The following is a 26,374-nucleotide window of genomic DNA, read 5'->3' on the forward strand; positions in this document are numbered from 1 at the left end:
ATTAACCCTACTAGACAGACTAATATATTTTATTATATTGGTCATTTTTTATTATATTAAAATCAATATTAAATATACTTCAAAAGCTATTCTTATATAGTTAATAAATTCAAATTAACATTTTGTATTTTAATGTTATAAATTTGAAACAACATCTTTATTATGGTATATTAATTATAAATTAAAAATTTAATTAATACTATGCAAATGTTAATTATAATAGTTAATAATATATAATATTATGAATAAATAACATTATTTTTATATCAACATAGCTATAATAATAATGTTATCCTGACCATATAAATGTTGAAATTAGGAAAGTAAAAGTTACCTGAATCTAATTTTCAGGATAAGATATTTTAATATAATAAATTTAAGGGGATGTTTTAAATGAAAAAAGTGATAACAATGTTACTGTTGGTAAGTATTTTAATATCTGGGTTTAATGTTAATGTAAATGCAAAATCATATCAGCAACAACCATCTGATTGGGCGGCTGAAGGTGTTAATCAAGCTATTGCAGATAGTTTAGTTCCAGAAGAGATTCAATGTGATTATAATAAACCTATAACTAGAAGAGAATTCGCTACCCTAATGGTAACTGCAATATTTACTAGCTTTAATGAGTATAATGAAGGTTATGAAGAGATTACTAAATTAGGCTGGGAATTTCCAACACTTACATTAGATAATTTCTTAGAAAAAGTTGAGTCAGATATTAAATTCACTGACATAGATGATAAGTACATTGATATTGCCAGTAGACTTGGTATTGTTAATGGTTTGGGTGATGGTACTTTTAAACCAGATAATTATATTACTAGGGCTGAAGCAGCCGTTATGTTTACAAATTATACTCAGGCTATACGTACTGGAGATCCAGCAAGTGGGGATATAGAAATAGAAGATTTTTATCTTGTACCTGATTGGGCTAAAGATGCAGTATCTATGGCTTACACAGCTGATTACTTAAAAGGTACTAGAGAAGTTATTTATGGTATTGATACTCTTCATGTTAAACAAAAGACAATATTCAATCCATTAGATAATATAACTAGAGAACAAGCTATACTTGTAGTTTCTAGATTACAAGAGTATAAAGTACTCCAATGTTTAGTTTTAGAAGGACTCGTTAGAGTATGTATGGATGATTTATTTAGTGGTTTTTTTGTTACAGATAATGAAGTACGTATAAAAGCTAACACTTACAACAATGAATATGATGCTATATACATGTATATAAGGCCTGGCTCACCTTTTGAAGAGTTTAAATATAAGTATCCTTCTGGACAATTAGGAGATTGCTTGTTAAGTCCTGCATCAGTAAATATGGCTTTAAATAAAACTGAATATATTCAAAATTTTGTTGATGGGAAAAATACTATCTATGATTTTGGTATTATAACTGTTGAACACAATCCTAGTTCTAAGTATTTTTCTATCTTAAAACATAATATGGAATATGGTTATATTATAGGTGCTTCAAATTATACCGATTATTTTGATCAAGACATGAATAGAAAATCTGTTAAATTATTAGAAATTAGAGAGGGTAATAATAATTTAAAAAAATAATTTATTCTTTTTGTATTATTTATACTCTATTATCAATTAACACAAAATACCATTACTTTTATCTTGTCTATTTATAGACTTATAATTTAATTTATCTCTCCTATTCCATCACCACTTTAATAGACCTGTCGTAGTAAATTATTATTATAAGTATAAGGAATAGAAATTAATTAACCCTACTAGACTAATATATTCTATTATATTAGTCATTTTATTATATTAAAATCAATATTAAATATACTTCAAAAGCTATTCTTATATAGTTAATAAATTCAAATTAACATTTAGTATTTTAATGTTATAAATTTGAAACAACATCTTTATTATGGTATATTACTTATAAATTAAAAATTTAATTAATACTATGCGAATGTTAATTATACTAGTATATAATATTATGAATAAATAACATTATTATTATATCAACATAGCTATAATAATGTTATCCTGACCATATAAATGTTGAAATTAGGAAAGTAAAAGTTACCTGAATCTAATTTTCAGGATAAGATATTTTAATATAATAAATTTAAGCGGATGTTTTAAATGAAAAAAATGATAACAATGTTACTGTTGGTAAGTATTTTAATATCTGGGTTTAATGTTAATGTATATGCAAAATCATATCAGCAACAACCATCTGATTGGGCGGCTGAAGGTGTTAATCAAGCTATTACAGATGGTTTAGTTCCAGAAGAAATTCAATGTGATTATGATAAACCTATAACAAGAAGAGAATTTGCTACCCTAATGGTAACTGCCATTTTTACTAGTTTTAATAAGTATAATGAAAGTTATGAAGAAATTACTAAATTAGGCTGGGAATTTCGAACACTTACATTAGATAATTTCTTAGAAAAAGTTGAGTCAGATATTAAATTCACTGATATAGATGATAAATATATTGATGTTGCCAGTAGACTTGGTATTGTTAATGGTCTAGGTGATGGTACTTTCAAACCAGATAATTATATAACTAGAGCTGAAGCAGCTGTTATGTTTACAAATTATACTCAGGCTATACGTACTGGAGATCCAGCAAGTGGGGATATAGAAATAGAAGATTTTTATCTTGTACCTAATTGGGCTAAAGATGCAGTATCTATGGCTTACACAGCTGAATACTTAAAAGGTACTAGGGAAGTTATTTATGGTATTAATACTCTTGACATCAGACAAAAAGCACTATTTAGTCCACTAGAAAATATAACTAGAGAACAAGCAATAATTGTAGTAACTAGATTACAAGATTTTGGAGTATTTAGGTCTTTAGTTTTAGAGGGACTAGTACAAATATATATGGATAATTTATTTGGTGGTTTTTTCGTAACCACTGATGAAGTAAGAGTAAAAGCTAATTCTTACGATAATGAATATGCTGGAATGAATATGTATATAGCTCATGGTTCGGCAATGGAACAATTTAAGCATAAATATCCATCAGGACAATTAGGAGATTGTACTCTTGGTCCTGCGGTTATAAATATGACTTTAAATAATACAGAGTATATACAAAACTTCATAGATGGGAAAAATACTTTATATGATTTTGGAATAGTAACTGTAGAGCATAATCCAAGTGATGAGTATTTTTCTATTATAAACCACAATATGGAATATGGGTATATTGTCGGTGGAGGAAATACTACAGAATACTTTGACAAAGATATGAATAGACTAGATGTTAAATTAATAGAAGTAAGAGAAGGGAAAAATAATTAATTAAATTATTTTATTTAGTTATTTAGCTTTTATACCTAATTCTCTATTATTGAATAAATAAATATTTATATATTAATACTAAAACTATTATACCATCAGTTAAACAATATTACTTTGAATTCCATGATTAGTATTTATATTAGATTACCCATAAAATGCTACTGGTATAATAGGTAAAGTAAGCTTCCTAGTATTAGTAAAATTTACATAAAAGTGGTGCTTGTCCTAACCCTTACTTTAACCCAAACAATTAACACAAATTACCATTACTCCTATTCTGTATCATCATAATTTTTATAGAATTAAATTTTAATACATCTCCCCTATTCCATTACCACTTAATAAATCTATCGTAGTGAATTATTATTATGCGTATAAGGAATAGAAATTAATTAACCCTACTAGACAGACTAATATATTTTATTATATTGGTCATTTTTTATTATATTAAAATCAATATTAAATATACTTCAAAAGCTATTCTTATATAGTTAATAAATTCAAATTAACATTTTGTATTTTAATGTTATAAATTTGAAACAACATCATTATTATGGTATATTATTTATATATTAAAAATTTAATTAATACTATGCAAATGTTAATTATAATAGTTAATAATATATAATATTATGAATAAATAACATTATTTTTATATCAACATAGCTATAATAATAATGTTATCCTGACCATATAAATGTTGAAATTAGGAAAGTAAAAGTTACCTGAATCTAATTTTCAGGATAAGATATTTTAATATAATAAATTTAAGGGGATGTTTTAAATGAAAAAAGTGATAACAATGTTACTGTTGGTAAGTATTTTAATATCTGGGTTTAATGTTAATGTAAATGCAAAATCATATCAGCAACAACCATCTGATTGGGCGGCTGAAGGTGTTAATCAAGCTATTGCAGATAGTTTAGTTCCAGAAAAGATTCAATGTGATTATAATAAACCTATAACTAGAAGAGAATTCGCTACCCTAATGGTAACTGCAATATTTACTAGCTTTAATGAGTATAATGAAGGTTATGAAGAGATTACTAAATTAGGCTGGGAATTTCGAACACTTACATTAGATAATTTTTTAGAAAAAGTTGAGTCAGATATTAAATTCACTGACATAGATGATAAGTACATTGATATTGCCAGTAGACTTGGTATTGTTAATGGTTTGGGTGATGGTACTTTCAAACCAGATAATTATATAACTAGAGCTGAAGCAGCTGTTATGTTTACAAATTATACTCAGGCTATAGATGGAGGAAATCCAGTTAGAGGTGCTAGAGAAATAGAAGATTTTTACCTTGTACCTGATTGGGCAAAAGATGCTGTTTCCATGGCATACTCTAATGAATATCTAAAAGGTACTAGAGATGTCATTTATGGTATGAATACTTTAGATATAAAACAAAAAACAATATTTAATCCTTTAGATAATATAACTAGAGAACAAGCAATTCTTGTAGTATCTAGATTACAAAGTTATCACATGCTTGAAATTTTAGTCTTAGAAGGTTTAATAGAAATATGTATTGATGATTTATTCGGTGGTTTTTTCGTAACAGATAATGAAGTAAGAATCAAATCTAATAATTATAACAATAAATATGCAGGTATGAATATGGTTGTTAGACCAGGATCACCTGTTGAAAATTTTGTACATAAATATCCATCAGGACAACTAGGTGATTGCTTTTTAAGTCCAGCAGCTGTAAATATGACTTTAAATAATAATGAATATATACAAAATTTTCTAGATGGTAAACACACTATTTATGATTTTGGTATAATAACTGTAGAACACAACCCAAGCAAAGAATATTTCTCTATAGTAAAACATGATATTAGTTATGGTTATATTATAGGTGGTAGTAACACTACTGAATATTTTGATGATGAGATGAACAGAAAACCAGTTAAATTAATAGAAGTGATAGAATGTGAAAATAATTAAAAAATATTTATTATCATTAAAGTTAGTGTTAATAATCTACTTTTAAATAAAACTAATTTCTTACATTATTATAAATAAACTTATTTTGTATTAAATAAATTAATAGATTATTGAAGGTATGGAAAGAAAAATATATCAAATATTATTTTAAGGAGATACTTCATATGAAAAAAATAATAGCAATAATAATGGTTGTAAGTATTTTTATATCTGGAATTAATGTAAATGCAAAATCATATCAGCAACAACCATCTGATTGGGCAGCTGAAGGTGTTAATCAAGCTATTGCAGATGGTTTAGTTCCAGAAGAGATTCAATGTGATTATGATAAACCTATAACTAGAAGAGAATTTGCTACCCTAATGGTAACTGCAATATTTACTAGCTTTAATGAATATAATGAAGGCTATGAAGAGATTACTAAATTAGGCTGGGAATTTCGAACACTTACATTAGATAATTTCTTAGAAAAAGTTGAGTCAGATATTAAATTCACTGACACAGATGATAAGTACATTGATATTGCCAGTAGACTTGGTATTGTTAATGGTTTGGGTGATGGTACTTTTAAACCAGATAATTATATAACTAGAGCTGAAGCAGCTGTTATGTTTACAAATTATACTCAAGTTATAGATGGAGGAAATCCAGTTAGAGGTGCTAGAGAAATAGAAGATTTTTACCTTGTACCTGATTGGGCAAAAGATGCTGTTTCCATGGCATACTCTAATGAATATCTAAAAGGTACTAGAGATGTCATTTATGGTATGAATACTTTAGATATAAAACAAAAAACAATATTTAATCCTTTAGATAATATAACTAGAGAACAAGCAATTCTTGTAGTATCTAGACTACAAAGTTATCATATACTTGAGGCTTTGATTTTAGAAGGGCTAGTAAGAATTTGTATGGATAATCTTTTTGGTGGATTTTTTGTTACTGATAATACAGTATGTATTAAATCAAATTCTTATAATAATAAATACTCTGGTATGAATATGGTTATTCGTCCTGGAACTGCCATGGAAAAGTTTAAATATAAATACCCATCCAGTCAATTAAGTGATTGTTTACTAGGACCAGCAGCTACAAATATGGCTTTAAACAAAATAGAATATATTCAAAACTTTGTTGATGGTAAGCATACTATTTATGATTTTGAAATAATAACTGTAGAACATAACCCTTCTAAAGAGTATTTCTCTATTGTAAGACATAATATGAGTTTTGGTTATATTATAGGTGGTACAAGTACTACTGAATATTTTGATGATAAAATGAACAGAAAACCAGTTAAATTATTAGAAATTAGAGAGGGTAATAATAATTTAAAAAAATAATTTAAATATTTATTTGTATTATTTATACTCTATTATCAATTAACACAAAATACCATTACTTCTATTTTGCATATTTATAGACTTATAATTTAATTTATCTCCTCTATTCCATTACCACTTTAATAGACCTATCGTAGTAAATTATTATTATAAGTATAAGGAATAGAAATTAATTAACCCTACTAGACAGACTAATATATTTTGTTATATTAGTCATTTTTATTATATTAAAATCAATATTAAATATACTTCAAAAGCTATTCTTATATAGTTAATATTCAAATTAACATTTTGTATTTTAATGTTATAAGTTTGAAACAACATCTTTATTATGGTATATTAATTATAAATTAAAAATTTAATTAATACTATGTAAATGTTGATTATAATAGTTAATAATATATAATATTATGAATAAACAATAGTATTATATATCAACATAGCTACAATAATAATGTTACTATGACCATATGAATGTTGAAATTAGGAAAGTAAAAGTTACCTGAATCTAATTTTCAGGATAAAATATTTTAATATAATAAATTTAAGGAGATGTTTTGTATGAAAAGAATGATAACAATGTTAATGGTATTAAGTATCTTATTATCTGGGTTTAGTGTTAAAGTAAATGCTAAGTCATATCAACAACAACCTTCAGATTGGGCTGCTGAAGAAGTTAATCAAGCTATTGCAGATGGTTTAGTTCCAGAGGAAATTCAATGTGATTATGATAAACCTATAACTAGAAGAGAATTCGCTACCCTAATGGTAACTGCAATATTTACTAGTTTTAATGAGTATAATGAAGGTTATGAAGAGATTACTAAATTAGGCTGGGAATTTCGAACACTTACATTAGATAATTTCTTAGAAAAAGTTGAGTCAGATATTAAATTCACTGATATAGATGATAAATATATTGATGTTGCCAGTAGACTTGGTATAGTTAATGGTTTGGGTGATGGTACTTTCAAACCAGATAATTATATAACTAGAGCTGAAGCAGCTGTTATGTTTACAAATTATACTCAGGCTATAAGAACTGGTAATCCTGTTAGAGGTATAAGAGAAATAGAAGATTTTAATATTGTACCTAATTGGGCTAAAGATGCAGTATCTATGGCTTATTCAGCTGAATACTTAAAAGGTACTAGAGAAGTTATTTATGGTATTGATACTCTTGATATCAGACAAAAAGCTCTATTTAGTCCACTAAAAAATATTACTAGAGAACAAGCAATAATTGTAGTAACTAGATTACAAGATTTTGGAGTATTTAGATGTTTAGTTTTAGAGGGATTAGTACAAATATATATGGACAATTTATTTAGTGGTTTTTTTGTAACTACTGATGAAGTAAGAGTAAAAGCTAATACTTACAATAATAAATATGCCGGAATGAATATGTATATAATGCATGGTTCAGATATGGAATATTTCAAAAATAAATATTCTTCAGGGGCATTGGGAGATTGTACATTAGGTCCAGCTTCAGTTAATAAAACTTTAAATAAAAAAGAATATATTCAAAATTTTTTAGATGGTAAAAATACTATTTATGACTTTGGAATAGTAACTGTAGAACATAACCCAAATAAAAAGTATTTCTCTATTATAAAACACAATATGAATTATGGATATCTTATTGGCAGTTCTAACTATACAGAATATTTTGATAAAGATATGAATAGACTAGATGTTAAACTATTAGAAATTCGAGATGGTAAAAATAACTAAAACCTTCTTATAAATTATAGGATTCAAGGATATTATCTTTGAATCCTTTTTGTATAATAATAAATAAACTCCAATATAGGTTTTGATTGTATTTTTTTATATATTTATATTATTATTAAGAAAGGGTGATTAACAATTGAAAAGAGTAATTTCAATATTACTTTGTATTTTAATGGTATTTGGTATTTACATTCCATTACCAATAACTGCTGATGGCATGAATGGAGAGGCCGGTAAACTACCAGGTGGTGGTGAAATTGGACAGGAAGGAGGTGCTCGTCCTAATCCTTGTTTCCGTATAGGCTTAATAAATGAAAACTTTCCAAATTCTATAGATTATACTAAATCTGTTATTCCACAAATAAAAGCCCATTATAAAAATCATTTTCCCAATATGGAAAATTCTAAGATTTGGGTTCCTGTAGTTAATCAAACTACTATAAAGAATGATCGTGTTTATGATATAAAAGTTAATGAAGATATAAAATTAGTTTGGTGCGAAACATCATCAGGAAATTTACTAACCTCTCCAAAAGAAAATAATAACAAGAAAATACAATATATGAATAATAAAAAAGTATATTCAGGATACGATATATTTTACTATTCACTTCTAGAAAATGTAAAGAATAATGACTTATCAACTATTGGCGATACATGGTTAGATACTTATAATAAGGTTGAAGATGTTGAATTAAAATGCGAAAGTATATTAAATTATATTTTTTATCAGTGGAATAATAAAGGAGAAAAAACTATAATACAAAAAATTAATAATATTTGCCATTATGAGGGAACAACTACTGATCCAACTGAAAAAATAAAAAATAAAGTAGGATACCTTCAAATGCTTATGATACTATATGGAGTAGCTGCAGATGAATATAAATCAATATATAAAAATGCTATAAAAAGATATATCAACTTTACAGATATGGATACTAATCCAGTACTTATCGCAGTAGACACCATAACAATTTTCACTTCAAAAGGATGGGGTACCGAACAACTTTACATACCCTCAACAGAATATATAGAATATGCTGCTGGTATAACAGAAGCAAATAAATTAACTAATCCTAACAATAACTTTTTTGCTAATAATCATGATAATAACTTTATAGCTCCCAGACATCAAGAAGAAATAATACTTGAAGCTACCAAAAAATCAATAACCCAAAGAAAACAAACTAGAATTACAGATTTATATGGTAAAGCTTTTTCAACTACAGCAACAGCATGGGGATCATCATTAGTATATGGACATTCGCATTATTTAAGAACTGTTAATGATTATGTTAGATTTCAAGATTTATCAGAAAGCGAAACGGTAGGTATGATTGAAGCATTACAATTTATAGACGGTGTATATGAAGGTTTTGCCGTATCTAGCCTAGATAATTTAGATCCTCCACCTATTGATTTATCTGGTGAATTCGGTGTAGACGCCGGAGAATCCCCGATAGAACTAGATGAAGGATCTACTACTATAGGTCAAAACACTATTGTAAAAATAACAGGTAATCTAACCAATGAAGAAAAAGAAAACTGGAATAGGTTTGAATATGAAGAAGGATATCCTAAAATAAAAGTAACATTAATATCCAATATGATTAGTAATAAAAGAGATTCCTCTAAAGTATATGGTTATAAAGGCAATAAACTACAATCCACACAAGTTACCGGAGCTCAAGGTGATGGAGATAACGAAAAATTCTGGGATGCAAAATCCAAAGATGAATTAATAAACTTCTTAAGCGGAAATGAACCTATAATATTTACTCATGACCTAACTCAACAACCCATAGAAGAAGAAGAGATTCAAACATATAACTATCAAGCAACTATTCAAATTAAAACATCTAAAGATGGTAAGATAATTACATTGAAAGGTAACCCTGATATTGCTACTAAAATATTTAAAAATCCAAAACACATACCAGAAATTAGGACTTACAGTTCTACACCTTCTTATTGGTCAGAAATAAAACAAGGCAGTCCATATCACGAAAGTTTTGAAGCAATGGCTGGCGTACCTACTACAAGAAGTTTATACTTTGCTACTGGTGGTTCAGAATTTATTGTGGATATAACTTTAGAGTATTGTGAAAATGAAGAAGCTATTAGAAAGTACAAATCATATTTTACAGGTGTACCTAGTAAATTCAAAGAAGGAGATCAAGCTGGTAGTTATACAGTACCTAGTCCATCAGGAGCATCTAGTTCTGATTTAACAGTTAATGTACATGGAGGAGACACTAATATATCAGCCACTTGGACTGGAAGTATACCTAACAATGCTAAAGCTGTTACTGTAAAGGGATCAGGTTCAGTAAAAGCTACATGTCCTGCAGATCCTGATATGACAGCATACGAAAATGCAATGAAACAAGCTGATGCGTGGGCATCGACTATTAATGGTTATACAATATCACACAAAGCGGCAAGTGATGGAATTACTAGAAATTTTAATAGTTGGGGAGCATCTCCATCGGGTTCACCACACCCACCAGAAGAAACAATAGCTTCTGACTCCAAGTCCCATACAGAAGAAGAAGAATACACTAAGGCAGATGGTACTACAGGTACCAAGACTATAACTGTAGATGACCCTTGTAGTGTAACTGCTACACCTTCTGGTCCAGGCTCTTTTACTATAACTGTTAAAGGAAGTATTCCAGCTCATGAGTTATGTGGACCAGAACATATAAATGATATGCCATCGGTTGTAGATACTTGGAAACAAAAAATAACATACGATATTTTAAAAATAAAAGATGTTGATGTTTGGAAGATAGATAAAAGCAGTCTAAACGGTATGAGAAAAATCAATGGATCTGATGAAATAAAAGCATCTGTAGTCCAAGGAGATCCTAACATTTTTTATAATATAGCTGAAGAAGAAGATTCTAAGAGTGGTAGATTACGTTATAGTATAGAACCGCAACAGCATGATAACGTTGTATGGAATGAAGGTCCTAGATCTGATGATTCTGATGGATTAGGAAGAAATACTGTTACTGGTGAAGGAGGTCAAGGACACTCCGCAAATTATGCAAATAGGAAAGAAGGCAAATATAAAGGCGGTATTATTTATAATAATCTTGATTATGATAATTCATATTTAGAGAGTAATACTGATGCAATAGATAAAGCTACAATAGAATATAAGAAATTTAAAGAAAGACGCGAAACTGAGAATACAGCTACTGTTATCTCAGATTTTTTAATTTTACAAACTTCTTCTGGAGATCAATCTATAATGTATTTCGAAAAAGAATCTAAGTCAACTAATACTGAAGATGATTTTGAAAAAGTTACTATACCTCTAAGTAGTTTATGGGAAAATAACAATAAATCCGCAAGCGATATGGAACCAGAAGACATTAATATAGGTTCTTATAACGGTAAGTTCTATAATACCCATTCTAAATACAATGGCAATGGTGGTAATGTAAAAATCAAAACCATATTTGACTCTGACCCAGCACATACTATAGTAAGACCTTCTAGACCTTCTAAAGATCTAAGACTTATGAAGACTGGAATAGATATTATAGATAATAATAAAAACGGTGAATACATTACAGGAAAATCTTCAGTGTATTATAAGCATATTTTGGATATAGGTGAAGATAGTGATATTTATATAGATACTAATACTGAATTTGGAAAAGGTTTAGAATACTCTACAAAATATTCAGCTGCACATAATAAAATAAATGATATCGTTATTCACAACCCAGTTTCAACTGAATATGCTATGATAATACCTGAAGACGAGGAATATGATCAAAGAACATCTAAATCTAAAATAATAGGTGGTAATCTTGTTCCAGACACAGTAGAGACTGAAAGCAAACTTAAAAAACCTCATGATTTGCAGAATTTTATTTATAATGGAGATGCTGAAATCTCTGATTCTCAAGGTAATATTCTTAATTGGGTAGGAAGTCCACTTAATAAAGATGTTACTTATGAAAGTAAAAGCAGTGAAATCATTTCTGGCAAGAATTCATTAACTATAGTGGCCAACTCTAATCTGAATAGAACGGAAAAATATCAATCAACAACTATTGGTATTCCAAACACCGATTATGAAATAACTGCTAAAATAAAAGCTCGAGGGTGTGAAGGTTATCTTTTAGTAGAAGCTTATAATGGTGAAAAAAAATTAAAAGATTGGATTTTCGGTAAAAACCATAGTGGTAGTATTGTTAACGTATCAGAAACATTTCAAACACCTAATACTACTGATAAAATAAGAGTTTCTGTTGTTAATGGTGCCTCTCATCCAAATACCGGTTCCAAAGAAATTGTTAGTGCAGATGACATTAGATTAGTGAAAATAGGCAGTCAATCAGATAGCTGGGAAACTATACCTTATACGGAGTATATTAATACAGAAGTAGATAATCCTAATTATGTGAAACCTTATACTATAGATAATCCAGAATATATACCTGAAAAGAAAATACCTAATCCAGATTATAAACCTCCTCATAAAGGTGAAACTAAAGTTTTTAACAGTAAAGGTACCGTTCAGACATATACAGCACCTATTTCAGGTAACTATACTTTAGAAGTATGGGGTGCTCAAGGTGGCGGAACATATGGAGGTAAAGGTGGTTATGCAAAAGGTGAAGTTACATTAACCAAAGGAGAAGTAGTTAATATTTATGTGGGTAGTCAAGGAAGTACTTATACTGGACGTGATTATGGATATGGATATGGTGGTTATAATGGAGGAGGTAAGGGCTATGGAGATCAAACACCATCTGGAGGTGGTGGTGCTACTGATATTAGAATAAGTGGCACAGCTTTGAGCAATAGAGTAATAGTAGCTGGTGGTGGAGGTGGTCAAGGAGTATCTCATTCAGCAAGTTACTATGGTGGAGCTGGTGGTGGTTCTACTGGTGGTTCTGGTGGTAGAGGTGGTTCCGGTGGCACACAAACCAGTGGTTATAGTTTAGGCCAAGGTGGTAAAGGATCAAGTTCTGTATCTTCACCCGATAATGGTGGTGGAGGTGGAGGCTGGTACGGCGGTATAGGTGGCGCTAGAGATGAAGCCGGTGGCGGTGGCGGTTCTGGATACATCGGTGGTGTATCTAATGGATCAATGAAAACCGGCGTACAAAAAGGTAATGGATTAGCACAGATTACCGAACCTGATGTTAAAAGTAATGGAGAACCAGAATTTTTAACATTGCCTGCTATAGGAGATAAGACTATAAGAGTAAATAACGCTAATTATATTCCCGCCAGTGATAGTTATGCAGGCGATTGGAGCAAATCTAAAATCTCTTTAGGTAATATCGGTATATCTAAAGTACTGAATACTTATGATAACTTCCTTAAAAGTTTGCCTAATTTTAGTTATGTATATCCAGCTGATATAATGGTATCAAAGAATTATATATATGTCGCACAAGGGAATCTAGGTCATGTATCAAAATATAATAAAACATCTAATGGAGATATTGGCAGTTATATATCTTCAAGTAACTGGAACAACTATGCTGGTGTAAAAGAACTAAGTAGTACAAGTTCAAGTCCAGCAGCTTATGCAATATATACTGATAGAGAAGGTACAGATCATCTAATTGGATGGAGTAAATCACACTCTAACATACTAGATTATGAAATTAATAATAAGAATGAATTGATTAATAAGCAAGTGATAAATCATGATGCAGGAGCAATAAGTACATATTCTAGAGGTGGATGGGATGGAAATAATAACATCTATTTCTTTAATAGAACTTCAAATAAATTATATGAGTATGACATATTGAATAAAAAACTAAAGTTCATTGTTACCTTAAAGAGTGGTAATTCTATAATGAATTCATCTTATACTGGCAGTGGTTTAGTAGTGGATAAAAAGAATAATGAAGTTTATGGTTGCTCAGGTGCAAATCAAAGTAATGGATTAATCGGTGTTTGGTCTTTATCTAATGGTGATTTCAAAGGAAAAATAACTGGAAATATGTTAGCGTCAAAAGGATTGCCAACAATAAAAGATAATACAGGTTCAATTCAATTAAATCCACTAAACAGAAATATAGCGTATTATTTTACTCGTAATCATAATAAAATTATCTCATTAGAAATAGTTTTAAAAAATAAAGCTGATTCATATATACCAGCACAAGGTATCCCTTGGATAAATGGACTCTCCCCCACTATTACATCCAGTGCTGTTATAGAAAACAACGTCTCTACTCCACCAAAAAATTGGTATGAACTCGTAGAGACCAAAAAACCGGCAAACCCCACCATTGAAATACCAGGATTAGGAGACAAAACTGCTGGAGATATGGTTGTATTAGGTAGAGATTTTGATGTTTATTTCCCTAACATAGGAAATTTCTATGATGATGGTAGTTTTGGTATTTCTCATACTACTACACATAGAGGTAAAGGTTTTGTTGATCATATGAATACTACCGAATGGACAAAGAAAAAACAAGTTAGTTTCAATTTTGATGTCATCTACAAAAATAAGATGTATACTGTAGGAGAATACATAGATTTAAATGTAAATCAAAATACTTATAATTTCAAAGTTCCTATTAGTAATTCAGAAGCCATCAGTGCTGAAGTTAATTTCAGAGTTCTTGCCAATAATGGTAGTATTATAGATAATAATAAGTCAGATACTAATAAAAAGAGAAGACCAAATTGTAGTGCATACCATTCAGCAATGAAACGATATAACATAGACGTTGTAGGAAGAATAGGAAATCTAGTTATGGAAGACACAACCGATTACCGATTCTCCAATTATTTCAAGAATCCTGTAACCCCTACAAAATGGTTCATTGACAATGTTGTTAAGAAAGTTGATATTGAATCACAAAACAATTATCTAGGAGCTAATGTTAATATCTTCGGAGATCCTATTGACTCAAGACATTACCTTAATACTTTTGGTTCTTTGGATTTCTTACAAAAGAGTCCAAAACAGTTCCCATTAAGTCCATCAGATAATAATATTCAAGCTCTTAAAAAACAACCAACAAGATTAGGTTATTATATGTTAATGGACATCGAGACTGTTGGTAACTATTATAATAATATGCAAATCATACCTTATTACTATAGTTTGAATCTAGATACAGGTAATATATCTCCTGTTGATGTTTATGCCAATGTACAAGGGTCATATCAACCAATAAATATATATAACAATGTAGTCCCTGATTGGAATACTGATTCGGTATATAAGAATTATATTTCACTAGATTGGTTAGATAATTCAGGAAGAAGAAATTATGGTGGCGAAGAGAAAACTATAACTGAATATATGAAATCAAGAATGAATAAAGTAACCGAAAATGGAGACGTAGTTCCTATTGATATTCCTAGAGACAATGATTATAAATATGGAATTACTCAGATATTACAATTAAAAGAAAGGAATAGAACATTTATAGGTACTACTACTGAGGATGGAGAAGATTTTAACCCAGGGAACAGGATACCTGAATATTATTATAACAAACAAGCACAAAGATGGCATTTTAGTGTAGGCGTTCCTTCATCAGCTGTATTTGTAGAAGCTGGAAAAGAGTTAACAAAAAATAATATGGATAAAGTCATGAACAATAAAACAGTCATATTAGCTGCACTAGATATAAAAGCCTCTGGAAATACTTATGTTTTAGAATATGAACACCCAGAAGGTAATAATACTATTGACATCGTAGGAAAGAAATACAATATATCTTCTATAAAACATAATGTCGTAGGTATATATTCTTCCGAAAAATCTTCTGCTGAAGATTTAGATACATCAGGTACTCATTAATAGATTATACCTATAACAAAAACATTTATTACTCCCCTACCCTTTTGGTAAGGGAGTATAATTTTCAAAAACATCCCAATGATAACTACTATAATTTATTTAATACTATATAATTGAATCAATATATATATTATGTTATATTATTTATATATCAAAATTATTAATAAAATGATATAAAATTACATTATTATTGATAAAGAGGCGAAAGTATTATGAAAAAATTAATATGTAGCATTATCATTATCACATTAATAGGACTATCAAACGGTTGTTCTCAATTGTCCGAAGACTATAATGATATTGGCATGGAATTATTAACTATGGAATTAAATGATGCCGATTTCTGGTGGTATCGCGACTTTGAACCTCCATGTGAATATTTCAAGTGGTACCAGACTTTGACAACTTATTTACCTAGTTTAGATCAATGGAGATTTACTGGAAATAAACAATACATATTTCCAATATCATATAATCAAATAGAATGTATAGATGAACAATTAGAATCACTGAAAGATATTGAAGGCTTAGTCAGTAGATCAGAAGAAGATATGTTCTACAAAAAAGGTAATACATTTTTGAAATACTTGAAAAATGACAATTTAATATCATCAGTTAATTCTGATCCTGATTCAAAATATGTAGCTACTCTCGATTTTGATATACCTCCTAAGTATGATGATATTATAGGAACTGATTTAGAGGCAAAATTATTTTTAGAGGAAGACGGTATTTCAAGTTATGAAGACTATGGTAGATATTCAGGTAATTATGTTAAATATGCTCTCGCTATAACCAAGAACAGAGATTACCTGGAAGAAAGAGATAGAAGTTGTTTTAAACCTTTAGCGAAACTATTATCAGATAAAGTTATATCTGATAAATATCCCGATACTATGTCTAGAACACTTAATAAAGATTCTATTGATAGAAATGAATATGTCGAAGCATTAACAACATATTTATATGAACAATACTCCACTTTCCTACCATCATCATGTGGTGAAGGATTAATAGTTGAAAAAGGTTTTCTAAGATTTAATAATGATTGGACCAATCCAATAATATATGTTTGCCTTAACAGAGAAGAGTTTAAATATGGTCATATTAATACTACTGACACTTTTAAAAATTTCATGGAAGACGCAGTTAAGGATGATGCTACATTCACATGTACACTAACTGATATAGATTCTAGCTGGGCTAAAGATGCTATTACAGAATTAGCTTCTCTAAATGCAATTAACGGTTTTACTGATCATACTTATAAACCTAACAATAATATGCATTTAGCAGAATTCATTACAATGTTCACAAAAGTATTTTATTCTGAGCTTTTGGAAACAGAAACTACTTCTGGTAAAATTTTACGAAGAATTTCTGAAGATAATATTATTGCTGGTATAGAAAAATGGTGGACAGAATGTTTTTTAATAGGGTCTAACTATTTAATAAAAGACTCAGACATACAATACTATTATTTAATGCATATGGATAAACAAATGGAAAGACAAGAAATGGCCTATATGGTTGCTAATCATTTGAAGCTAGACTTACAACAATTTACTACTACTGCAATTGACATCAATAAAGCTGATACTCAATACCGATCTCATATTAATGCTTGTATGTCGGCAGGAGTCATTGTCGGTACAGGTAATGGTAAATTCAATCCAACAGGCATAGTCACTAGAGCTGAAGCAGCACAAGTTATTTTAAATGTTATAAATTATAATAAATAAATTTTATTACTCTCCTACCCACTTAGTAATAGTAATAAACTAATAAAAAATATTATCTCTTTACCTGTAATATTATGTTTTAATATAATCTATTTCAATATTATATGTTTGAAATAAAATATTTAATATGCTATATTATTAATATATTAAATATTTTAACAATATCATATAATATTAAAATTTAATTAGTAAAGAGGCGATAATATTATGAAAAAATTAATATGTAGCATTATCATTATCATATTAATAGGATTATCAACAGGATGTTCCCAGTTGTCAGAAGAATATAGCGACGTTGGAATGGAATTATTGACTATGGATTTAAATGATGCCGATTTCTGGTGGTATCGTGAAATTAATCCCCCATATGAATATTTTAAGTGGTATCAGACTTTGACAACTTATTTACCCAGTTTAGATCAATGGAGATTTACTGGAAATAAACAATACATATTTCCAATATCATATAATCAAATAGAATGTATTGATAAACAACTGGAGTCACTGAAAGATATTGAAGGCTTAGTCAATAGGTCAGAAGAAGATATGTTCTACAAAAAAGGTAAAACATTTTTGAAATACTTGAAAAATGACAATTTAATATCATCAGTTAATTCTGACCCTGACTCAAAATATGTAGCTACTCTCGATTTTGATATACCATCTAAGTATGATGATATTATAGGAACTGATTTAAAGGCAAAATTATTTTTAGAGGAAGATGGTATTTCAAGTTATGAAGACTATGGTAGATATTCAGGTAATTACGTTAAATATGCTCTTGCTATAACAAAAAACAGAGACAAATTAGAAGAAAAAGATAGAGATTATTTTAAACCTTTAGCTGATCTATTAGCAGATAAAGTTATAGCAGAAAAATATCCTGATACTATATCTAGAAAACTTAATAAAGATTCTATCAGTAGAAATGATTATGTAGAAGCATTAACAACATACATACATACTCAATATACAGATTACCTACCCCACTCTTCTGGTGAAGGATTAATAGTTGAAAAAGGTTTTCTAAGATTTAATAATGATTGGACCAATCCAATAATATATGTTTGCCTTAACAGAGAAGAATTCAAATATAGTCATATTAATACTACTGATACTTATAAAAATTTCATGGAAGAAGCAATTAATGATAATGCTACATTTACATGTACACTAACTGATATAGAATCTAGCTGGGCTAAAGATGCTATTACAGAATTAGCTTCTTTAAATGCAATTAACGGTTTTACTGATCATACTTATAAACCTAACAATAATATGCATTTATCAGAATTCATTACAATGTTTACAAAAGTATTTTATTCTGATCTTTTGGAAACAGAAACTACTTCTGGTAAAATTTTACGAAGAATTTCTGAAGATAATATTATTGCTGGTATAGAAAAATGGTGGACAGAATGTTTTTTAATAGGGTCTAACTATTTAATAAAAGACTCAGACATTCAATACTATTATTTAATGCATATGGATAAACAAATGGAAAGACAAGAAATGGCCTATATGGTTGCTAATCATTTGAAACTAAATTTACAACAATTTACAACTACTGCAATAGACATCAATAAAGCTGATGATCAATACCAATCTCATATTAATGCTTGTATGTCAGCAGAAGTCATTGTCGGTACAGGTAATGGTAAATTCAATCCAACAGGCATAGTCACTAGAGCTGAAGCAGCACAAGTTATTCTAAATGTTATAAATTATACTAAATAAAAATATAATATTAACAAGTTAATATAAAATACTTAAAAGGCGTTAAGTTTAATACTTTAACGTCTTTTTTATACGATAGGGGAATAAATATGAAAAGATATAGATTATTAAGTATGATCTTGATACTGTGTTTAATATTAACTAATTATTATAACATAAATGCTTTTGTAAAAGGTGAATCTGGAAATGTAAGTCCGAGTGAAAGTGTAAATGCAAGGGGAGGAATAAATTGGCTAGTTTACAAAGTAAGTATAGTAGATATGGAAGGGAAAAATCAACTTACAGGTGAAAATATACTTGACCCAATGGATACCGAGATTGTATTGGGTCAAAAATATGAAAGACATTTTTCAAGAAAATTTCCAAGCATATGTGACTACACCTTATTTGTAGAAGATGATCTTACATATAAAAGCATATGGACTCCTAATGCAAATTTATCCGAATATAATCCTTCAAATAATACATTGCTACCTATTAATACAGATATAAAAGCCAAGAAATTACACAGGCTAATTAGAAGTACTAGTAGCCCTGGTAATGTTTTTTACACTAATTTAAGAAATGAAATCAAAACCATAGATAATTTAGAATTAAAATGTAAAACGGATAAAAATTGGTGGAAAAGAATATATACTAATACTGTCGATAAAGAATCCAAATCAACTCAACTATGGAATTACATATTAGGACAAGAATCTAATATAGAAACAAGAATTAATGAATATACTGGAACTCCTGATAAAACTAATTCCAATACAAACGATATCAAAAAAGAAGATCCTTTAGAAAAAGCACTAAAATATCTGGATTTACTTTTAACTCTATACACTCTAGATGAAACTCTTAGAGATGATTTAGATAAATTAATACCTAATTATATATATGGTACTAACATATCAAAAAAACCTTTACTATTAAGTATTGAATCTGCAATTAGAGTATCATCAAATGAATTGTGGAAAGATAGACATTACTCTTATATGAGTAGCACTGATTATCTTATGTACATGTATGGAGCAGTTCAAGGTAAAACAGTATATGATGATCCTTTAGACCCAAAGAGCGTTACTGCTAATAATACAAAAAGCATATTTGAAAATTCGTATATATCATCATATAAAACACTTCCGGGAATAACAAGACTTACAGAAATATTTCAAACGCAAACTAGAAATCCTTTTTCATGGGGTATGTCTGGAATAATTGGAGGATACTACTCCACAAAAAAAGGTGTACCCAATTGGAATTACTGGAATAACAAAACCGGTGTAATGCACGGCTTGAAATTCACACGTGATGAAATAGGATTTATTCTTATTGGTATCAGAAGCAATAAGAAAATTCCTAGCCCTAAACTTACTATTAAGATGAACGCCTCAGTAGGATCTGACGGTAAAAAGAAATATATAGTACCTGTTGAAAACGACATTATTGGTATAAACTCATATATAGATATTACATTGACTCAAGACAGTATAGAGGACTGGAACTTACTATTTAATAATCCTGATGTCAATTATGATTTTAAATTAACATTAACTACAACTCAAGGAGATATCTCTAAATTAAATCAACAAGCTCCTGATATAAATAGACAAATATTTAATATTAGTAAAGAAGATTTGTTATCTATACTAGACAGTAAACAAGCCTTCCGCTATCAACAAGATTTTACCACTACTCCTATAGCTGAAGAACAAAACATACATGTAGATTACACTGCCAAACTAGAAGTAGACTATGTTATAGATTCAAAAAAAATTCACAAGGAAACTGAAATTGTAAAAGATTCTATTGATTTTAGTAGAGGAAAGAAACCCATTCCAATAACAAGAGAGTTTAACTTTACAACTAAAGTTTTCTCAGAAATCAAACAAGGCAAGCCTGGTAACGAAACATTTGAAGCAATGGCAGGCGTTCCTACAACTAGAAACTTATACTTTTCATCTGGTGGTGCAGAATACCTTGTAGACATTGCAGTTGAGTTTCACTCTGGTCAACAATCAACTAGAAACTATACCTCTTTGTTTCATAGCGTTCCTTCGCAAAACAATATGCCTGTTATAAATAACCCTTGGAACAAAGATGAAGCATTACCCGAACCAAAAGCTAGATCAAAAACAGATCATATGGGTACTACAACAACAGAAGAAGTAGTTCAAGAAAAAAGGGATTACCTTAAATATCCACCAATTGATGCCAAAGAAGGATCATGGTCACGTTCCAGTGTAAGTGCTCCAACACCAAGAAAAAGTATTGCTTGGGATGGAACATTTGAAGAAGAAACAACTACTACAGAATCAAACACCGTAACAGACAAACCATATGTACCAGCCAAAAAAGATAAAGATGGTAATATCACCAGACCAGCACAAGAAGCTGTAACCCATGAAGAATATAGGCAAGTGTGGAATGGAATGGAAGGAATATATGGTGATGAATTCAGATGGGTACAAAAAGGGCATGATAAAACAGTCGGCGGCTATACTGAAACTTGGAGCCAGACTATTACTTATGATTATCTAGAAATAACTGATGTTGCAGTATATGAAATTTCTGAATCCATAGTTGACGGTATGAAACAGATAACTTCAACTGATAAAATCAAAGGCAAGATAGCTCAAGGCAAACCTTCTGTATTCTACAATATTGATGATACTAATACTGCTGAAGGAGGTCGATTGATATATTCGTTAGAAACTTCCCAAAGAGATAAGGTAAAATGGGATGAAGGCAACTCAGATAATGCAGAAGACAATAAAACAGAAAGTGGTAACGTTAACGAAGAAGCTATCTGGAAAAAACGAAAAGAAACCCTTAATTCTGTTACTGTCGTATCTGATTTTTTAATATTACAAACTACTCAAGGAGATAAATCAGTAATTTATTTTGATCAAACTTCAGAACCTAAGCAAACTCAGCAAGATATCATTTTGCCAAAGAGTTCTATTGAAGAACAATGGGATAATAATCCTAATTGCGGTGCTAACTGGGAACCAAAAGAATTACCAATATCCGGTTATACAGGTAACTATAAAAACGTTAAAACAGCTCACTCCAGTAGGAAAATCAATAATATACCAACAGCTCATGACCCCCATAATACTTCAGTAAATAGACCAGCTAGACCTTCTGCACCACTAAGGTTAACTAATAATTCTATAGATATTATAGATGATTTACCTAATTCAGAATATATTACAGGAGAATCAAAAGTTTTCTATGAAAAAGTAGACCCAGCCAAAGGAACTACTGTAATATATCCCTCAAATTATTGCTCTGATTTTGGCAAAACGGGATTAGAATTCAAATCAACATATTCAAGTAATCATGCCAAGATTAATGATATAGTTGTTCATAATCCAGTATCGGCTCAAGATGCTATGATAGTTTCTCTACCAGACGATAGAGATCAACGTACTCAAGCTTCTCTTCCAAATGATATGGAGATTGATACAAGTGTTACTGAATATGATAGAGTTTTAGTAGAAGTACCTATGGAACCTCAGTATGAAACTGTAAAAGTACCCAATCCTGATTTTAAAAAAACAAAGATAATAAAAAATGAAGGCTATGTTCCTGGAGAATACCATCCTCGAAAAGAAAATATATTCAATTATACTGGGAGTGTACAAACATATACAGCTCCTGTAGATGGGGAATATACTTTAGAGGTATGGGGTGCCCAAGGTAGTAATGGCTCAGGTGGATTAGGTGGTCATTCTTATGGAAAAGTCAATCTGACTAAAGGAGAAAAATTGTACATACATACAGGAGGCACTAGAGGATACAATGGCGGTGGTTCTGGTCATGGACATTCAAGCCAGTGTGGTGGCGGTGGTACTGATATTAGAAGAAATGGTGATTCATTAACTAATCGTATAATCGTAGCCGGCGGTGGCGGTGGACGAGGAGACAATAGTAGCGGAGACTCTGGTTCTGGAGGTTCTGGCGGTGGTACAATCGGAGGTACCGGTGGTAAAAGATGTGGCTCTCCAGGTAAAGGTGGTTCTCAATCAAGTGGTGGTTCTGGTGGAAGTAAAGGTGGTTCTAGTGGAAGTCTAGGTATTGGCGGTTCCAATAATTACGGTAGTGGATCCGGTGGCGGCGGCGGTGGTGGCGGCTACTATGGAGGTGGAGCTGGTGGTAATGATGAAACTAGATACCATGATAATGATGACTCTGGTGGTGGTGGTGGATCAGGTTATATAGGTGGAGTAAACAGTGGAACTACTACATCAGGCGTCAGATCAGGAAATGGTATGGCTAAAATAATTCAACCAGAAGGGAAAACAGGAAAAGGAAAACCCTACATAATAATACCTGGAAGTAAAGACGAAACAATACCAAATCCTAATTATCATGAAGATAAAACTTTTGAATATACAGGTTATAAGCAATCATATACTGTACCTGTAACCGGACTTTATACCCTAGAAGTATGGGGTGCTGAAGGTGGACAAGGCTACGATAAAGGTCCAGGCGGAAAAGGAGGTTACTCAAAAGGTAATATAGAGTTAAAGACAGATCAAGAACTATACATATATGTAGGAGGAAAACCATTAAACATTTCCGGTGAGAAAGGAAATGCAGGTGGTTGGAACGGAGGCGGAAAAGGTTCTTCGTATTACGGCTCTGGAGCTTGGGGCGGTGGTGGCGGTGGTGCCACTGATATAAGAGTTGATGGTAACAATAATTCTCATAGAGTAATCGTCGCAGGAGGCGGCGGTGGTGGTGGACATAAAGGTCAAAAAAGCACTTCTAAAGGCGGAGATGGTGGTGGCTCAGTTGGAGGCACTGCTGGAGGTAGAGGTGCAACACAAAATAGTGGATACGGATACGGCACAGGTCAAAATTCTCAATCTAGCGGACATGATTTAGGAGCTGGCGGTGGCGGATACTATGGTGGATATGCATCAACTAATAAAGACTCTGGAGGAGGTGGTGGTTCTGGATATATCGGAGGAGTTATAGATGGGGAAACTAAACAAGGAATAAGATATGGCAATGGTAAAGCTAAAATATCGAAAATTGGTGGCTCTACTGATGAAGATCCTTATATAACAGTAAAAGGAACTGGAGAACCAGAATTTATTGATAAAAAAGTATTAGTGAGTGGTGGTGCAACAACTAGATATGAATATAAATTAGTTCCTAGAAAAGTCGAGAATAAACCTGTATCAGATGGCTCAGGAAACACTTATAATCCGGGTAAATTCATTAATATAGACTATGGTTTCCAAGTATATTACCCTAATAGAGGAGATTTCTATGGTAATGGTGCCAGTGGAATAGATACAACAACTTTTGTAAGAGGTAAAGGATATACTAACAATATGGATACAACTGAATGGACCAAAAGTAAATCTGTAACCTTTGGATTCAATGTCATCTATAACAACGTTATATACCAACCTATGGAAGAAATACCATTAGAAGTAAATAAAACCACTTATGATTTTTATTTACCTTTATCAGTAAGAGAAGCTGTTTCTGCTAAAATAAAATTTAAAGCAATAGCCAATAATTGTGATTATTATGATGCCGATAGTTATACTAACAGAGTCCGAACTCGTGATAAAGAAGCTAAACATTCCGCATATAAACCTGCATATATCGATATAGTAGGAAGAATAGGTAATCTGGTTATTGAAGATACTGGTGACTGGAGATTTTCCAACATATTTAAAAAACCTATATATGGTAAATGGTATATTGAGAATGTTGTCCCCAAAGTTGACTTAAGCAAACAACAAAATATTATGTCTGATAAAATTGATATCAGAGGTGTTACAGTTAGTCCTAGAAACAATTACTTGAATACATATGGAACTGTTCCTAGTCATGACCTTAATCCAATAAGATTTCCATTAACACCGTCACTAAATAATATAGATGCTATCAAAAGGCAACCGCAGCGATTGGGTTACTTGACATATATGGATATTTCCACTCTAGGTAACTATAATACACTCCAAGTCATACCTTACTATTATAATCTATCTCTTACAGACGGTACATTAAAACCACTAGATATCTACATGAACACTGGAACAGGTTATAGACCAATAAATATGTTTGACATAGTTAAACCTGGCTGGGATAGTTCAAACATATATCCATTCAACTATTTTATAGACTGGAATGGCGAAAAAGAAAGAAGATGTGTTTCACCTTTGGAAGAGGAAACTACAGAAAATGTATTGCTAGATACTAAACAGACTAATTACAATGATGAGATAATAGTAAAAGATTCTCCTTATGGAAATATTTATTCTGGTACTGCACAAGTAATTCACCTATCTGAAAAGAATAGAACCTATATAGGCACCTCTCGCACCAACGGTACTAATAGGAATCCAGGTAATAGAATTCCAGAAATCATGTATTCCATGAATGGACAAAGATGGTTTTTTGAAGTAGGTCTACCTTCATCGGCTGTAACAGTACCACATAATGAAATATTAAGCGATACCAATATTATCGCCAATAAAAATTCAGTTATAGTACTGGCTCTTGATATAAAGATCTCTGGTGAAATATACAATTTACATTATAAGCATCCAAGTGGTAATGGAACTGTCAACATTAGTGGCAAAAATTATGACCTTAATTCTATACCTTACAATGTCATAACTGTATATTCGACTAATAAATCTTCTGCAGAAGATTTGGATACTGTAGGAACACATTAACCTTAATACTGAATTTAATTGAAAAACTATCCAGAAAGGGGAAA

At 30.4% G+C, this 26,374-nt stretch carries 9 protein-coding genes; all 9 read left to right on the forward strand.

From position 1 onward, the window contains the following. The first annotated feature begins 393 nt into the window (after positions 1-393). The 9 genes from QMG30_RS05685 (at position 394) to QMG30_RS05725 (ending at position 26,330) form a co-directional block, all read left to right on the forward strand. A complete protein-coding gene (locus QMG30_RS05685; RefSeq protein ID WP_281813151.1) occupies positions 394-1,578 on the forward strand; it encodes an S-layer homology domain-containing protein in 1,185 nt (394 codons plus the stop codon). Positions 1,579-2,124: 546 nt separating this feature from the next. Next, positions 2,125-3,300, forward strand: coding sequence for an S-layer homology domain-containing protein (locus tag QMG30_RS05690; protein ID WP_281813153.1), 1,176 nt, complete (start codon positions 2,125-2,127; stop codon positions 3,298-3,300). A 784-nt stretch (positions 3,301-4,084) separates the two neighbouring features. Then, on the forward strand, positions 4,085-5,260 hold the full coding sequence (locus tag QMG30_RS05695; RefSeq protein ID WP_281813155.1) for an S-layer homology domain-containing protein: 1,176 nt from the start codon (positions 4,085-4,087) through the stop codon (positions 5,258-5,260). 164 nt (positions 5,261-5,424) lie between these two features. Beyond that, complete coding sequence (locus QMG30_RS05700) at positions 5,425-6,603, forward strand: S-layer homology domain-containing protein (RefSeq protein ID WP_281813157.1); 1,179 nt, start codon at positions 5,425-5,427, stop codon at positions 6,601-6,603. Between the two features lie 561 nt (positions 6,604-7,164). Beyond that, positions 7,165-8,340: an S-layer homology domain-containing protein gene (locus QMG30_RS05705; protein WP_281813159.1), complete on the forward strand. Its 1,176-nt coding sequence runs from the start codon at positions 7,165-7,167 to the stop codon at positions 8,338-8,340. A 136-nt stretch (positions 8,341-8,476) separates the two neighbouring features. Continuing rightward, complete coding sequence (locus QMG30_RS05710; protein ID WP_281813161.1) at positions 8,477-16,153, forward strand: glycine rich domain-containing protein; 7,677 nt, start codon at positions 8,477-8,479, stop codon at positions 16,151-16,153. A 212-nt stretch (positions 16,154-16,365) separates the two neighbouring features. Further along, positions 16,366-17,895, forward strand: a complete 1,530-nt coding sequence (locus tag QMG30_RS05715) for an S-layer homology domain-containing protein (protein WP_281813163.1) — start codon at positions 16,366-16,368, stop codon at positions 17,893-17,895. Positions 17,896-18,102: 207 nt separating this feature from the next. Continuing rightward, the gene (locus tag QMG30_RS05720) at positions 18,103-19,632 is read left to right on the forward strand and encodes an S-layer homology domain-containing protein (RefSeq protein ID WP_281813165.1); all 1,530 of its coding nucleotides are present in this window, start codon (positions 18,103-18,105) and stop codon (positions 19,630-19,632) included. Positions 19,633-19,721: 89 nt separating this feature from the next. Then, positions 19,722-26,330, forward strand: a complete 6,609-nt coding sequence (locus QMG30_RS05725) for a glycine rich domain-containing protein (RefSeq protein WP_281813168.1) — start codon at positions 19,722-19,724, stop codon at positions 26,328-26,330. The last annotated feature ends 44 nt before the right edge of the window (positions 26,331-26,374 follow it).

This window comes from Vallitalea longa, from assembly GCF_027923465.1.
Lineage (GTDB): Bacteria > Bacillota > Clostridia > Lachnospirales > Vallitaleaceae > Vallitalea > Vallitalea longa.

Excerpts from the sequence above, each read along its gene's own strand:
- QMG30_RS05685 (WP_281813151.1), top strand. The coding sequence starts at position 394 with ATGAAAAAAGTGATAACAATGTTACTGTTGGTAAGTATTTTAATATCT.
- QMG30_RS05690 (WP_281813153.1), top strand. The coding sequence starts at position 2,125 with ATGAAAAAAATGATAACAATGTTACTGTTGGTAAGTATTTTAATATCT.
- QMG30_RS05695 (WP_281813155.1), top strand. The coding sequence starts at position 4,085 with ATGAAAAAAGTGATAACAATGTTACTGTTGGTAAGTATTTTAATATCT.
- QMG30_RS05700 (WP_281813157.1), top strand. The coding sequence starts at position 5,425 with ATGAAAAAAATAATAGCAATAATAATGGTTGTAAGTATTTTTATATCT.
- QMG30_RS05705 (WP_281813159.1), top strand. The coding sequence starts at position 7,165 with ATGAAAAGAATGATAACAATGTTAATGGTATTAAGTATCTTATTATCT.
- QMG30_RS05715 (WP_281813163.1), top strand. The coding sequence starts at position 16,366 with ATGAAAAAATTAATATGTAGCATTATCATTATCACATTAATAGGACTA.
- QMG30_RS05720 (WP_281813165.1), top strand. The coding sequence starts at position 18,103 with ATGAAAAAATTAATATGTAGCATTATCATTATCATATTAATAGGATTA.
- QMG30_RS05725 (WP_281813168.1), top strand. The coding sequence starts at position 19,722 with ATGAAAAGATATAGATTATTAAGTATGATCTTGATACTGTGTTTAATA.